Annotated in this window: 17 protein-coding genes; 7 read left to right on the top strand and 10 right to left on the bottom strand. The window is 65.4% G+C overall.

What is annotated here, in order from left to right; genetic code table 11:
* Nucleotides 1–41: 41 nt before the first annotated feature.
* From HTS88_RS01625 to HTS88_RS01615, 3 genes are all read left to right on the top strand, one after another.
* Nucleotides 42–449, top strand: coding sequence for a cupin domain-containing protein (locus HTS88_RS01625; RefSeq protein WP_174174848.1), 408 nt, complete (start codon nucleotides 42–44; stop codon nucleotides 447–449).
* Between the two features lie 112 nt (nucleotides 450–561).
* Nucleotides 562–1,602, top strand: a complete 1,041-nt coding sequence (locus tag HTS88_RS01620) for an NAD(P)-dependent alcohol dehydrogenase (RefSeq protein ID WP_174174846.1) — start codon at nucleotides 562–564, stop codon at nucleotides 1,600–1,602.
* A gap of 108 nt (nucleotides 1,603–1,710) precedes the next feature.
* Nucleotides 1,711–1,890, top strand: a complete 180-nt coding sequence (locus HTS88_RS01615) for a hypothetical protein (RefSeq protein ID WP_174174844.1) — start codon at nucleotides 1,711–1,713, stop codon at nucleotides 1,888–1,890.
* Between the two features lie 10 nt (nucleotides 1,891–1,900).
* Here HTS88_RS01615 and HTS88_RS01610 read toward each other — a convergent pair whose 3' ends face one another.
* The 7 genes from HTS88_RS01610 to HTS88_RS01580 all read right to left on the bottom strand — a co-directional run bounded on the left by HTS88_RS01610 (nucleotide 1,901) and on the right by HTS88_RS01580 (nucleotide 7,473).
* Complete coding sequence (locus tag HTS88_RS01610) at nucleotides 1,901–2,935, bottom strand: nitronate monooxygenase (protein WP_281358962.1); 1,035 nt, start codon at nucleotides 2,933–2,935, stop codon at nucleotides 1,901–1,903.
* Between the two features lie 28 nt (nucleotides 2,936–2,963).
* Nucleotides 2,964–3,734: a CPBP family glutamic-type intramembrane protease gene (locus HTS88_RS01605; RefSeq protein WP_174174842.1), complete on the bottom strand. Its 771-nt coding sequence runs from the start codon at nucleotides 3,732–3,734 to the stop codon at nucleotides 2,964–2,966.
* Nucleotides 3,735–3,979: 245 nt separating this feature from the next.
* Nucleotides 3,980–4,177 (bottom strand): hypothetical protein, encoded by a 198-nt coding sequence (locus HTS88_RS01600; protein ID WP_174174840.1) that lies wholly within the window; start codon nucleotides 4,175–4,177, stop codon nucleotides 3,980–3,982.
* A 316-nt stretch (nucleotides 4,178–4,493) separates the two neighbouring features.
* Nucleotides 4,494–5,498, bottom strand: coding sequence for an ANTAR domain-containing protein (locus HTS88_RS01595; RefSeq protein WP_217432124.1), 1,005 nt, complete (start codon nucleotides 5,496–5,498; stop codon nucleotides 4,494–4,496).
* A gap of 11 nt (nucleotides 5,499–5,509) precedes the next feature.
* The gene (locus HTS88_RS01590) at nucleotides 5,510–6,235 is read right to left on the bottom strand and encodes a GAF and ANTAR domain-containing protein (RefSeq protein ID WP_174174838.1); all 726 of its coding nucleotides are present in this window, start codon (nucleotides 6,233–6,235) and stop codon (nucleotides 5,510–5,512) included.
* Between the two features lie 167 nt (nucleotides 6,236–6,402).
* A complete protein-coding gene (locus HTS88_RS01585; protein WP_246255897.1) occupies nucleotides 6,403–6,744 on the bottom strand; it encodes a hypothetical protein in 342 nt (113 codons plus the stop codon).
* Nucleotides 6,745–6,753: 9 nt separating this feature from the next.
* A complete protein-coding gene (locus HTS88_RS01580; RefSeq protein WP_174174836.1) occupies nucleotides 6,754–7,473 on the bottom strand; it encodes a GAF and ANTAR domain-containing protein in 720 nt (239 codons plus the stop codon).
* A gap of 99 nt (nucleotides 7,474–7,572) precedes the next feature.
* Between HTS88_RS01580 and HTS88_RS01575 the strand changes: the two genes are divergently transcribed.
* A complete protein-coding gene (locus HTS88_RS01575; RefSeq protein WP_174174833.1) occupies nucleotides 7,573–8,307 on the top strand; it encodes a GAF and ANTAR domain-containing protein in 735 nt (244 codons plus the stop codon).
* Between the two features lie 55 nt (nucleotides 8,308–8,362).
* Here the strand turns inward: HTS88_RS01575 and HTS88_RS01570 are convergent, their stop codons facing one another.
* Nucleotides 8,363–9,091: a Type 1 glutamine amidotransferase-like domain-containing protein gene (locus HTS88_RS01570; RefSeq protein WP_174174832.1), complete on the bottom strand. Its 729-nt coding sequence runs from the start codon at nucleotides 9,089–9,091 to the stop codon at nucleotides 8,363–8,365.
* 103 nt (nucleotides 9,092–9,194) lie between these two features.
* On the opposite strand from HTS88_RS01570, the gene HTS88_RS01565 reads away from it, so the two are divergent.
* Entirely contained in the window at nucleotides 9,195–9,527 is a 333-nt protein-coding gene (locus HTS88_RS01565; RefSeq protein WP_174175265.1) for an ArsR/SmtB family transcription factor, read from the top strand.
* A 14-nt stretch (nucleotides 9,528–9,541) separates the two neighbouring features.
* Nucleotides 9,542–10,039, top strand: a complete 498-nt coding sequence (locus HTS88_RS01560; protein ID WP_174174830.1) for an SRPBCC family protein — start codon at nucleotides 9,542–9,544, stop codon at nucleotides 10,037–10,039.
* An 88-nt stretch (nucleotides 10,040–10,127) separates the two neighbouring features.
* On the opposite strand, the gene HTS88_RS01555 is transcribed toward HTS88_RS01560, so the two are convergent.
* A complete protein-coding gene (locus HTS88_RS01555) occupies nucleotides 10,128–10,643 on the bottom strand; it encodes a PaaI family thioesterase (protein ID WP_174174827.1) in 516 nt (171 codons plus the stop codon).
* A 162-nt stretch (nucleotides 10,644–10,805) separates the two neighbouring features.
* Here HTS88_RS01555 and HTS88_RS01550 point away from each other — a divergent pair, with 162 nt between their 5' ends.
* A complete protein-coding gene (locus HTS88_RS01550) occupies nucleotides 10,806–11,399 on the top strand; it encodes a DnaJ family domain-containing protein (RefSeq protein WP_174174825.1) in 594 nt (197 codons plus the stop codon).
* A gap of 124 nt (nucleotides 11,400–11,523) precedes the next feature.
* Here HTS88_RS01550 and HTS88_RS01545 read toward each other — a convergent pair whose 3' ends face one another.
* Nucleotides 11,524–13,707 (bottom strand): transglycosylase domain-containing protein, encoded by a 2,184-nt coding sequence (locus tag HTS88_RS01545; RefSeq protein WP_174174823.1) that lies wholly within the window; start codon nucleotides 13,705–13,707, stop codon nucleotides 11,524–11,526.
* Nucleotides 13,708–13,894: the final 187 nt, after the last annotated feature.

Below are 13,894 nucleotides of genomic sequence, written 5' to 3'. Positions count from 1 at the left end.
CCGGTTTGATGGAGGCACGTTCCCGTTCGAAAGGAAACACCATGAACATCGAACCCGTCCGCGAAACGATCAAGAACCCGCCCGGGCAGTTCGCCGGCGACGTCTGGGTCGACATGATCGCCGTCCCGCACGGGCCGGAGCAGCGCGCCGTCGTAGCCAAGGTGCGCTTCCCGCCGGGAGCCCGCACGGCCTGGCACTCGCACGCCCGCGGCCAGTACCTGCACGTGACCTCCGGCGTGGCACGCTTCGGCACCCGCGACGGCAACATTATCGACGTCCAACCCGGCCAGACCCTCTACACTCCGCCGGGCGAAGAGCATTGGCATGCTTCAGCCCAGGGCACCTTCATGGAACACCTGGCCATCCTTGAAAACGACGACGACCACGCACCCACCACAGCCTGGGCTGAGCACATCACCGATGCCGAGTACGAGGGCCGTCAAGGGTAGGACTGCCAGAACCAGTTACAACAGGGCCACCGCTACGGGCCGCCGTATCCGGTTTGATGGAACCCAGCCCCTGTAGCATTTCAATAACCCCCAACAGAACTTCAGGAGACCCATGACTACCGTCAAGGCCTATGCATCCCCGTCCTCCACCGAGGACCTTATTCCCACCACCATCGAACGCCGCGAGGTGGGCCCCCACGACGTCCTGATCGACATCAAGTTCGCCGGAATCTGCCACTCGGACATCCACACGGTCCGCGGCGACTGGGGACCGCAGCAGTACCCGCTGGTTCCCGGCCACGAAATCGCTGGCGTCGTCACCCAGGTTGGCGCCAAGGTGACGAAGCACGCCGTGGGCGACCGCGTAGGCGTTGGCTGCATGGTCAACTCCTGCAAGGAGTGCGAGAACTGCCTGAAGGGCGAGGAACAGTACTGCCTCAAGGGCAACGTGGGCACGTATGGTGCCGTTGACCGCGACGGGACCATCACCCAGGGCGGCTACTCCACCCACGTCGTGGTGACCGAAGACTTCGTGGTCCGCATCCCCGAAGGACTCGAGCTCGACGTCGCCGCGCCGCTGCTGTGCGCCGGCATCACCACCTTCTCCCCGCTGCACCACTGGGGCGCCGGACCCGGCAAGAACGTTGCCGTCGTCGGCCTCGGCGGGCTCGGCCACATGGCCGTCAAGATCGCCCACGCCATGGGCGCCGAGGTCACCGTGCTGTCCCAGTCGCTCAAGAAGCAGGAAGACGGCCTGAAGCTGGGTGCCGACCACTACTACGCCACCAGCGACGAGAGCACCTTCAGCGACCTCGCCGGCACGTTCGACCTCATCATCAACACCGTGAGTGCCTCGATCGACATCAGCTCCTACCTGCAGCTGCTGAAACTCGACGGTGCCCTGGTGAACGTTGGCGCCCCCGCCGAGCCGCTTCCTGTCAACGCGTTCGCGCTCATCGGAGGGCGCCGTTCGTTCGCCGGTTCCATGATCGGCGGCATCCGCGAAACGCAGGAAATGCTGGACTTCTGCGCCGAGCACGGCATCGGTGCCGAGATCGAGGTCATCCCCGCGGAGAAGATCAACGAGGCCTACGAGCGCGTCCTCGCCTCGGACGTCCGCTACCGCTTCGTGATCGACACCGCCACGCTCTAGGCAACACAGCGCGTTCGACGGCGGCCGGTCCCGGAAAGGGGCCGGCCGCCGTCGTGTGCCGGAGGGGTTTCCTGCCATCCGCTGCTGCGGGCGTATCGAATAACCGGCATGAACTACTACACCCCGGCGGCGCAGGACCGGGCCCGGGACGCCGCATCCGATGCCATCGAGAAAGTGCTCAACGGCATGTCCGAACCGTTGAGCCGGCACGCCCTGCATGCCCGCTGGAAACGGGCCTGCGAAGCCATGGACACGTTCCTGGAAGCACAGGATACGGGCGAGGAATAGCCCGGTTCGGCTACGGCCGCAGGGCCGCGAGGATGCGCGACGCAGGGCCTGCAAGGGTCCGGTCGAAACCGGTTCCGGCCCACAGGTTCAGCCAGTCCGCATCCCCTGCAGCGGCTGCTGCTGCGCGCAGGGGAGTGGTGAGGTGGTGGATCTCCGGGTAGCCGTCGGGGGCCTCGCCATCGTGGCGGCGCATGAATTCGTTGTAGAGTCCGCGGGCGTTCCGCCCCGAGAAGGCCCGCGTGACCGCAGTGGTGGTGAAGCGCCCAGTGGACAGGGCCAGCCGGTGGGCTGCCTTGGTGCCGGCCTCGTCCGCGCGGAGGAATGCCGTGCCCGCCTGGACCGCCACAGCTCCACGTGAGAGGGCGGCCCGGACATCGGCGCCCGTGGCAATCCCGCCGGCCGCTATCAGCGGCACTCCGAGGTCCGCCAATTCTTCAAGCAGGCCGTGGAGGGATTCACCCTCCGGCCGCCGGGCTGTGTCAAAGGTGCCGCGGTGTCCTCCTGCTTCCGGTCCCTGCACGCACAGCGCATCAACGCCTGCTTCCAGGGCACGCACGGCTTCAGGCAGCGACGTTACCGTCCCGATGACCCAGGCGCCCCGTTGCTGCAGTGCGGCGATGACCGCGGGTTCCGGCACATCGAAGGTGAAGGAAACCGCCTCGGGGACACGCTCCAGCAGGACCTCGATCTTGTTGTCCCAGTCGTCGTCGTCATGGCGCGGATCCCCGAGGGCGACGCCAAAACGCTCTGCGTCAGGAGCCAGGGAGAGCGCGTACTGTTCCAGTGCCCCGGGGCTGATGACCGGGCGCTGCGGGACGAAGACATTGACGCCGATGGGGGCTCCGGTCAGCCGCCGCGTGGACTCGATCTCCGCCTTCACCGCCGCCGCGGCCTTGTAGCCGGCGGCCAGGAATCCCAGTCCTCCCTGGGAGCTCACCGCCGCTGCCAGCTCAGGCGTGGACGGCCCGCCCGCCATCGGCGCCTGGATCACCGGCAACGGCAGGGAAGCGATATCAAAGCGGGCGTTGCGGCCGGGAGCATACAAGATGGTGGTTCGCTTTCATGCTGGGGTTTTAGTACAGGAAAATGTCGATCCACTCGCGGTTGTGGGCATGGATGAGGACCAGGAACAGCACGAAGTCGAACAGCAGGTGGACGCTGACAATGTAGGACAGCGACTTGGTCACCGTGAACAGCCGGGCCTGGAGCAGGGCGAAGGGGAAGATGAAGAAGGGCGCCCAGGAATGGAACCCAAGCTCCCACAGGAATGACGTAAACAGGACCGCCTGCAGCAGGTTGGCCTGCCAGTCCGGCAGATGGCGGCGCAGCAGCGTGAAGGCGGTGCAGATGAAGAAGAGTTCGTCCCAGATGCCCAGCACGTTGGTGCCGAGGAAGAGCCGTGCGATGCCGTCCGGGTCGCTCACAGCCGGCCAGTTGGTGTAGACGCCGGTCCGGATCATATACACCGGCATCAGCGCATACCCGATGACCAGGACGGCAGGCAGGTACCACTTTTCGGCGCGCGTCCACGGCTGCCCCGTCCTGATGGGAAAGCGGATGGCGTGGTCCTTGGTGATGAACCTTGAGACCGAATACGGAATCCCGACGGCGAGGATCATGGCAGTTCCCATGACCAGCATGTGCTCGGTGCTGATGTCCGTGGTGATGGGGACCAGGCTCATGGCCGTCAGGCCCACGGCGATCAGCGCGAGGTCGATCAGGAGGCGCCTGCTGATGAAGCCGGCCAGGACCAGCGCGGCGGCCAGGAGGAGGAAGCCGGAGAGGCGGTCCTCCCGGGCAAACAGCAGGAAGCCCGACGCCGACACAAGGGCTGAGGGGATCAATGAAAGTGACGCCGGGCCCGGCCGGGCTGGGCCCGTTTTTCCTGTGCCCGGTGCGCCGGGTTCGGCTTGCGCCCGTGGTTGCTGCCTCATGGTTACCTTTGATGCTGGACGGCGCTTCCGCTTGGATTCCACACATTTTACTTGCCGTGTGCCTGGCAGCGGCAAGGATGCCGCGCCGCGCTTAAAGGAAGCGGACGACGCCGGGGAGTGCCGGCGTCGTCCGCTTGCCTTTCAGGGGTGGCCGCTTAGGCGGAGGCCAGTGCCTTGCCTTCGCCGCGCAGGCTCAGGGTGAAGGTGTTGGGCCCGCTGCACGTCACGGCAACGCGGCAGGTGGTGGTGTTGTGCCGCGCGGAAAGCTCGCTCACAGCGGAGTCAAGGGTGTGGTGCAGGGCGGACCGGTCCCAGATCTTCAGGGTCACGGAGTCAGAGGCATCGAACGTCATTATTCAACTTCCATTTCTTGCGGTGGGCGGCCTGGAATCTTCATTGACCAGGCCGTGGCCTCGTCTATGAGGCGGTACTGCATGGGAAAGCGCGTTCCCGTACTTCAATGGTGCAGGTTGCCGAAGGACGTTGGCAACCGGATCCGGCCGGATGTGACCAAGCGCACCGGCCCTCGGCAGTCACTCCCTGTCGGGGGAGATCAAGCCTGACAACGCCTTTCCATAGTGCCCAGCGGCAGGTGCAGGCCTCAAGAATGTTGCGCGTGAGTCTCATCACGTTCCGCCAGGGCGACCGTGCTTTTGGGTGGCACGGACCCTACTCGTCGAAGTAGGTGCCAATCTCGTTCTCGCCGGAGATGGAGGCGATCACGGCCGCCGCCACTTCGCGGAGCTTGACGTTGCGCGTGCTGGACGCCTTCGTAAGGATGCCGAAAGCGGTGTCCCTGGTACACCTGTTCTCGGCCATGATGGCTCCAATGGCCATATCGATGATGGTCCGTGATGTGAGGGCGAGGGCCAAATCGTTCCTGGCCTCGGACAGTTGGGTGATGCGCAGCACCAGCTTCAGTGACCCTGCTGCCTGCCCTGCGAAGGCCTCCGCCGTCGCAATGTCATCTGCCGAGAACCCGTTGACGCGGCCGGAGTAGAGGTTCAGGACGGCCTCTGCCTCGCCGGCCAGGTCCATGGGTACGGCAAGGATGGAGGAAACGCCCCGTCCCACGGCGGCCCGCACGTAGGCCTTCCACCGGTGTTCCCTCACTAGGTCGGGAACCAGCAGCGTAGTTCGGGTGCGGAGCGCGGTGAGGCAGGGGCCGTCTCCAAACCCATTCTGCAGCTCGTCCAGGGAGTGTGCTTCCGCGTCGCTGCTGGCCACCGCCTCGGGCCGCTTATGCCGGATCACGGTCACGCCGCAGAGGACCGGATTGCCTAGGGTGGAGAGCCGGGATGCGGCCACCACGGCGAGGTCGTTAAGGAAATCGGCGATGTCACGGCTGTCCAGGACCAGATCCTGCAGCCTCAGGTCCACATCCGGGAGCTCAGGCCGTCCGGAGCCATAACCGCCCGTGCTGTGTCCGTGAGCTGTCACCGCGTGTCCTCTTCCGTCATCTCCGTCATCGCCGGGCAGGTTCACCTGCGCGGCCGGTATGTCCAGCGCCTCGTGGAGGTAGGCATCGAGGGAGACCTCATCGATATCGCCCCCAATGCCGTAGTAGTAGATCCACAGCTTGTCCAGCGGCAGGTCCGTGTCCCGGAAGCGCCGGGCAGTTCCCCTGCGTTCTTCAGCTGCGCGGTCCGGCTGTTCGGGGCCGTCGGCCCCCATTGGATGCATTCCTACCCTCCGCCGTTGTGGGGTGCGGGGAGTTCGGCTCCCTGCACAATGTCGTGGGCGATCGCATGGATTTTGCGGTTGCTGGACTTCGCCGCCAGGCGGAGGATCTCCAGGGCGCCGTCCCGTCCGCCCCTGTGCTGGAGCATGATCAGGGACACGGCCGCGTCCACAATGGCCCTGGATTTGAGGGCCGCCCTCAGGTGCTCGGGATGGACGTCCGCCCCGTGCAGGCGCAGCGCGATCCGGAGGACCCTGGACATGGAGGCCGCGTGCTGTTCCAGGAGCACCACGGTTTCCTCGTCGAAGGCGTTGATGGTCTTTGCGTAGCAGTTCAGGCCCGCCCGGGAGGATGCGTCGCTGGGGATGGGGACTGCCAGCACGGAGCGGATTCCCTCCCGGGCGGCCGCTTCTGCGTATCCGCTCCAGCGCTCGTCGCCCAGCAGGTCCGGCACCCACACAAGGCGGTGCTGCCGCAAGGCCGTCAGGCAGGGTCCTTCGCCGTACGAATACTGGGTTTCGTCCAGCCGCCGGCCTTCCTCGCTGCTGCTGGCAACCGTTGACAACCCGCCGTCGCGTTCTACCGTGATGGTGCAGGTGACAGGACCGTCGGAACCAAGCAGGGAGGCCGACAGGGTGGCCAGGCCCAGGAGGAATTCGGGAAACCCGGGACTTTCCAGCAGCAGGTCCTGCATCCGGTCAGATGTTGTGAGAGTGCTTTCCTTGGCCATCAGGCCTCGATCCTGGATGCACCAGAAGACTCGCCCCTGGCTGGCGGCCGCTGCTCTGTACGCTGGCTGGCCCGAGTATTCAACCCCGGACGTCCCGCACTCCCGAAATCTCCTACTACCGACATTACGCCGGTCCGGGACCTATGGATATGCCGGAGCCGCCCGGTTTACTCGTCCTGCTCCGTTTGCCGGCCGGTCGTGTCTGCTCCGCCGCCAGGTCCTTCCGCGGAGGGTCCGGGGGCATCGCCCGAACCAGGAAAGTCGTCCGAGTAGGGTGCGCGTGGGCGGGGCAGATCGTCAATGAGTTCGTTCGCTGCCAGGGCCAGCAGGTCGCGCTGCACCGGCGGCAGGGAAAGGAGCCCCTGCAGGTACGCTTCCACCTCGTATTCCCCGGCGTCTCCCGAGAGGCTGAAGTACTTCAGCCACAGATCGGACACCGGAATATCCGCCGCCCTGATGGCGGCGCGGAGCCGGCGGCGTTGTTCCGGTTCGTTCGGATCGAAGCCCATGGGAAGGTCCTAAGCGCCGGCAGGCAGCGTCCCGGCCAGGACGCGTTCGCTGACGTGCTGCAAGGCAGCGTTCTCGTCGCGGGCAAGCTTCATCAGCCGCTGCAGTGCTGCCTCATGGGTCATCCCGTACCGTTCCATCAGCACTCCGCAGGCCCTGTTCACCAGGTCCCGGCTGTACAGGGATGCCTGCAGGACCTCGGTCATCCTGTGCGGGGCTTCACTGGCCTGGATGTGTGCCAGCAGCGTGGCGGCCGGGGCAGCGAAGAGCTGGAGCAGCGCGGCGCTGGATTTGTCATAGACGTCAGGGGTGGCGGCGTACAGCTTCAGGGCACCCAGGGACTCCCGGCCGGCCATCAGGGGAGCGCTGACCACTGACAATACGGGGAGCCCACGGACGGCTTTCCGCCATGCAGGCCAGCGGGATTCCTTCCCCAGGTCCCTGACCAGTACGGGTTCCTCTGCCGCCCAGGCGGTCAGGCACGGTCCTTCCCCGCACTCGTACTGCGTGGCATCGGCCCGGCTTACGATCCCGTCGGTATAGCCGCTGCTGGTCCGGCGCCCGCGCGAATCCAGAAGCGATACTCCTGCTCCGATCGTCCCGGGAACCGACTCCTTGGCGGCCTGCGCCAGGATCCGGACGGCCGTGGTGACTTTTTCCTCCGTCAGTAGCAGCCCCTGGATGCGAGCTATGACAGTGCTGAGCTCGTCAAGGGGAAGGTGCTGCGCCATAGTCTCAGCATAGAGCCAAGCCCCGGGCGAGCGGCGGATGCCGCTGCCACCCCGCAGTCCCACGCTGCCCAGGAAGGGGCGGGACAGTAAGATGGGGCCATGTCGAGTGCACCGGAAAAAGAACCAATACAAGAGCTCCAGAGCATTCTGGTGGGCGCAGAAAACGTTGTTGAGTTCCTGACCGGGCTCGCAGGGCTAGCCGCAGCATCGGTTTCCGCGGAGGCGGGTGACCACATTGAGTGTGCAGTCACGCTCAAGCTGCGGCGCAAGCCCACCACTGTGGCCGGCAGCAGCGCACGCGCGGTGGAGCTGGATAAGGTTGAGCAGGCCGTGGGGGACGGCCCCTGCATCAAAGCGCTGCGCGAGATGTCCCCGGTGATTATCGACGACGTCGCCACGGATCCCCGCTGGCCCGAGCTGACCCGGAAGCTGGCGGAGGCAAACATCCGGAGCTCCCTCGGTGTACCACTGGAGATCAGCAGCGAGGCAAGTGTTGCCTTGAACTTCTTTGCGTCCAGGCCGGGAATGTTCACCGCGGGCGTTTATGAGAAGGCCCTGGGCTTCGCCGCAGCCGCCCACAACACGCTTCATCTTTCCGTCCGCCTCGACACAGCGCAAAGCCGGGCGGACAACCTGGAAGCTGCCATGGAGAGCCGGACCGCCATCAACCTGGCATGCGGCGTCATCATGGCCCAGAACAGGTGCTCCCAGGCGGAGGCGATGGACATTCTCACCAAGGTCTCCAGCAACCGCAACCAGAAGCTGCGGGACGTGGCCGCGGAGCTGATTGAACAACTGACCGGCGACAGGGTCAAGACGCACTTCGACGCATGAGGGCGATCGGTCCCGCTGCTCCCCGCGCCGACAGCTGAGCCGCACCCCGGGACCCTTAGTCCGCCTGCAGCACGGAAACGCTGCAGGCACTGCCGGACCAGCGGATGTCCCAGCAGTTGCCGTGACCCAGTACCTCGAAGCTGCCACCGTCTTCCGCTGACAGCACCACGGCGGTGTTCTCGTCCACAGCCACGGCCCTCTCCACCAAACCTGCAGCCACTGCTCCCAGCGCGCGGCTGAGCGTGCCGGCCTGCGCGGCGTGGACATCAACCGCGAACGGGGCAAGGCCCAGGCCGTCCCGGATCTCAAGCTCGGCCAGGCCCTCCGAGCATTCTTCGCCGCAGACCTCAATGCCCCGGCTCCGGTAGCCGCCCACCAGCGCCCTGCGGGGTGCGATCATGGCACCGGCGGAAAAGCCGAGGTAGGGCACGCCCCCGGCCACGGCCCGGGAAATGGCGGTTGCCGACGCAGCGAGTCCTTCCCAGTACGCCGGCGTAAGTCCACCGCCCACCACCAGCCCGTCAACGCCGTGGAACACTGAAGGGTTGGCAGGCGCGCCCACACCCAGGAGGACCGGCACCACCTCAACCGGCATACGCGCGAGCAGCGGATCCACGTATGCCGGGAGGAGGCTTTCCGGGTTCCCGTTACGGTCATGAACCACCACCGCCACCCGGGCGGGCGCCTCGTCCCCGGAACGCCGGCGGACGGCCTGCGCGAATCGGTCAAAGACTTCCGGAAAGGCCAGATGGTCCGGCCCGGCGCCGGCGAGGAAGATGCTCATGGCCTTCAAGATACCGGCCACAACGCCCTTCCCGCCGGAGTGGGAACCCCCGTTTCTGGAGGCCATTGACAGCCTGGGCCGGGCAGGACTATCGTACAACCAAATGGTTGTAGATAAGCTCCGTGACGCCGAACTGGACCGCCTCTTCCAGGCGTTCGCAGATTCCACCCGCCGCGACATCGTGCGCCGCGTGACGGTGGGAGAGTACTCGGTTTCCGGTCTCGCTGCCCTCTATGCCATGAGCTTCGCCGCAGTCCAGAAGCACGTTGCGGTGTTGGAACGCGCATCCCTGGTGACCAAGGAAAAGCGCGGAAGGGAGCAGATTGTGCGGGGTAACCATGAAGGACTGGAAAAAGCCCGGCGGCTGCTCGACGAATATGAGGCGATCTGGCGGCAGCGCGTCGACCGGATCGCAGGCATTCTGGCTGAAGGATAAGGGAGGATTCTGCAATGTCCGTTATTGGTATCACCAAGAATCTTGAGGCGCTCAGCTTCACCCTCACCGCCGAGTTCGACGCCGGGGTCGAACGCGTCTGGCAGCTCTGGGAAGACCCGCGCCAGCTCGAGCGCTGGTGGGGGCCGCCCAATTATCCGGCAACGTTTGACCGGTTCGACTTCCAGCCCGGCGGAAAGGCCGACTATTACATGACCACCCCCGAAGGCGAGAAGCCTCGCGGCTGGTGGCGCTTCACCTCCATCCGGGCGCCCCACAAGCTGGAGTTCGACGACGGCTTTGCTGACGAACACGGGGAACCGGTCGCAGAAATGGGAGCCGGCCACGTCACCGTGACGCTCGAGGAAGACGGCGGCCGGACCAACATGAAAGTAGCCACCATCTTCGACTCCGAGGAGCAGATGGAACAGATGGTCCAGATGGGCATGGAAGAGGGCATGCGGGAGGCAGTTGGCCAAATCGACGCGATCCTCGCCGAACACGCCAACGCCTGACCGGCTAAGCCGTCCGGCACCTGGGCAAGCGTACGACGGCGGGACGTCCCGCCGTCGTACGCCTCAGTCCTTCCTGGGCTGGCAGGGCCTACCGTGCCTGGTCAGTGGCGAAGACCAGGAGTGAACTGGTGGCGGTGGCCAGCAGTTCACCGGCCGGCCCGAAGATGCGCCCCTCGGCGAAGATCACCCGCGATCCCGGCTTGGTCACGGTCCCCTCGGCCCGCAGTACGCCGTGCTTGAGGGTGATGGGGCGGAGGTAGCTGACGGAGAGGTCGATGGACGTGTAACCGAATCCAGCGGCCAGGGTGCTGTGCCCCGCGCACCCCACGACGGTGTCCAGCAGCGTGCAGGCCAACCCGCCGTGCACCATGCCCAGCGGGTTGTAATGCGCTTCGGCAGGCCGGCACTCGAATTCCACGCGCCCCGGCTCAACCCCAACAAGGGCCAGGTTCATCAGGGACGCCATGGGCGGCCGCGGTATGGTTCCGTCCCGCATGCCGGAGAGATAGTCCAGCCCGGACAGCCTGGACAGCTGCCCAAGGCCAACGCGCGGATCTGTCCAGCTGAAAGTTGCCGAGCGCTCGGTTGTTCCGTTGGTATCCATGGCACTGCCTCCTCCATATGGCCCCTGCCTGCCCAGCCTAAGCGAAGCGACGCCGCCCGGATCCAGGCCCGTGCCGTTGTTAAGGGGATGGGCGTTGAACCCGGCCAAGGGCTTCTGAATACTGGAAGAAGGCGGTGCGACGAACGTGAGGCGGTGGCGGCAATGGGGAGCGGTGCAGCAGAGTACCGGAAGCGCCTTGAGCGTGCCGCCGAACTCCGCACCTACCGCGGGGCAGGCATCACCGCGGATGAGGAAGCGGAGCTTGACGCCCTTGAAGAGAAGGAGCGGGAGAAGCGCAAGAGGGTGAGCGACTCCGCCCGGGCGGAGTACCTTGTCCGCGATGCCATGGCGCAGGGCAAGTTCGACAACCTCAAGTACGCCGGCAAGCCGATTCCCGGGCTGGGGGAGTCGTACGATCCCGACTGGTGGGTCAAGGGCCTCATCCAGCGGGAGAACATCAGCGGCCTCGGTCCGGCGGCCATCCTGCTCCGTAAGGAGGACGCCGAGCTTGATGCCAGGCTCGACGCCCAGTACACGGAGCAGCAGGTGCGGGACATCCTGCAGGATTTCAACCGCCGCGTCGTCGACGCCCGGCGCCAGTTGCAGGGCGGTCCGCCGGTCATCACCAAGACCCGGGACGTTGAGGAGGAAGTGGGCCGGTGGCGCCAGCGCCGTGCGGCCCGTTCGGCCGAGCCTCCCGCCGAACCGCAGCCTGCGCGCCCCTGGTGGCAGCGGCTCTGGAAAGGTACAACGTAGCCGGACGTACGACGGCGCTGCGTCCCGCCGTCGTCGTCCCCGCCCTGGTGGTCCCCGCCTTAGAGGGGAGTTCGCCCTATTGCGCTACGGCTGGGTGTGCCCGGGTATCGGGACTCGAGACCAATCAGGGACGGGGGCTGGGTGACGGTGACGGGCTCGGGCCCATCATTGATGGCGGCGGGGGCGGGAACGGGTTGGTGGGATACAGCGGCGCTGCCTGAAGCATGTAGTTGGCCCACTGCGGCCCGGCAATCATGTAGCCGTCCAGGCGGGGGTAGAAAGTCCCGTTGATGGTCACGTTCTGCCCTGCCCGCTTCTGCCCCTCCAGCGCGTCGCCGAAGAAGGAAGCTGTGGCAATGCCGGTGGTGTAGCCAACGATCCAGGTGGACCCGTTGTTGTTCGAGGTACCGGTCTTGGCCGCCACGGGGAACTTGTCATGGGTCTTCGGGTTGATCCAGACGCCGGATCCCTTGACGAGCACATCCTGCAGCACATTGTTGACGCCACGGGCCACGTCCGGCTTCACGGCATCACGGCACTCCACAGGCTGGGCGGGAAGATTGCCGCCGGTTGCATCCTTGACGTCCACCAGGGCGATCGGTGAGCAGTAGCGGCCGTCATTGGCGAACGTGGCAAAGGCGTTGGCCAGGTGGAGGGGAGCGACGCCGATAGCGCCGAGAAGGTTGCCCAGCTGATGCATGTTGATCGGGGCTCCATCGAGTCCGCTGTGCAGCCCCACGGCGTCCACCATCTTTTGGATACCGCAGAAATCGAGCTGCGCTGCCGTGGCGAACGTGGCCGTGTTGATCGAGTTGTACAACCCGTAATTGATAGGCATCTTCCGGTAGAACCCCTCTTCGGCATTCTGGAGGTCGTCAGCGGCGCCCAGCTGGGGGTTGTTCTGCGCGGTGCTGTAGGCGCCCATCACCTTGCCGCAGCTGGACCGCCACGGGAAGTCCAGCGGATAAACGCGCCGTGAAGCGTCCACCTCCGCGGTCAGGGACTTGCCCTCGTTAAGCCACTCGGCGAAAGTGAACGGTTTCATGGTGGATCCGGGCTGGAAGCCGCCAGCGCCGTTGAGGTCGTTCCCCTGCGGGTCCTTGGCATCGACGTTAAAGTTCAGGTGCGTGTCGAACTTGCCCGGTTCCGGCAGGAACACCGTGTTCTGGGCCATCGCGAGGATCTTGCCGGTCCCCGGCTGCACGGTGACCAATGCGGCGCCCCACCGGTCCGGGTTCGGTCCGGCCGTGCCGTCCACTTGCGCCTGGGCGGCCGCCTGCAGCCTGCTGTCCAGGGTGGTGACAATGGTGAGTCCGCCGCGGTAGAGCTTCCGCTGCCGTTCGATCAGGCTGGGACCGTACGCAGGGTTGTTCAGGATGAGATGGGAAATGTAGTCACAGAAGTAGGGCGCCATGGCCGCGTAGGCGCAGCCCTGCCGCTCCGGACTGATCTTCAGCTCGATCGGCGTGGCCACGGCTTCATCGTGTTGGGCCTGGGTGATCTTGCCCTGGAGCAGCATCTCCGAGAGCACCTGGTTCCGGCGGACGATTGATTTGTCCGGGTTGATCGCCGGGTTGTAGAACGTGGGGCTGTTGACGAGTCCGGCCAGCAGCGCGGCCTGGGGAAGGGTGAGGTCCTTGGCGGTGGTGCTGAAGAAGTAGCGCGACGCGGCTTCGATGCCGTACGCGTCGCTGTTGAAGAAGACGATGTTCAGGTACCCCTCAAGGATCTGCTCCTTGGTGAACTTCTTTTCCAGCGCAATGGCCAGCTTCATCTCCCGGAGCTTGTCACCAACGTCCTTCTGTCCGGAGAGGATCACCTCGTCCGGCCTGTCCTGCGACAACCGTGCTTCGTTGACCACGTTGGTGACGTACTGCTGAGTGATGGTTGACGCGCCTTGCTGGCCGCCCTGCGTCAGGTTGGAAACCAGTGCCCGCACAATGCCCTGGGGATCGATGCCGGCGTGTTCGTAGAACCTGCTGTCCTCGATGGCAATGATCGCATCCTTGATGTGGGGAGACATCTGGTCCAGGGGAATCCTGACGCGGTTCTCGGCGAAGAAGGTGGCGATCGGCTGGCCGTCGGAAGTCAGCACTTTGGTGGATTGCGACGGCGGCTGGACGGTGAGTTCCTCGGGCAGGCTGTCGAAGAACCCAATCGAATTGCTGACGCCGAATCCCGCAGCCGCCACCGCCGGAACCACCAGGCTGGCCGCCAGGACGCCGCACATGGCACTCGCCGCCAGGAACCCCAGGAACCTTCCCAGGGCCGCGCCGAAACCGTTTCTGTGCTTCCTTTTCGTCGCCATTTCTCAGCCCTCGAGCTTGGAGGTCTCCAAAGACTACGCCGGTCCAGCGGCACTGTGTGGTGCCGAAAGGTCAGGATTTGGTCACACTCATGATCTTGACGAGGCGATAGTTAGCGACATATCGTTAACTATCGCCGAAAAGGTCGGTGAACTTATCCCGCGAGAGGACGGTGCCACGATGAAAGGC

Source organism: Pseudarthrobacter oxydans (assembly GCF_013314975.1).
GTDB lineage: Bacteria > Actinomycetota > Actinomycetes > Actinomycetales > Micrococcaceae > Arthrobacter > Arthrobacter oxydans.
The sequence above is the reverse complement of the archived record's forward strand: the minus strand, read 5'-3'. Positions and strand labels throughout refer to the sequence as shown.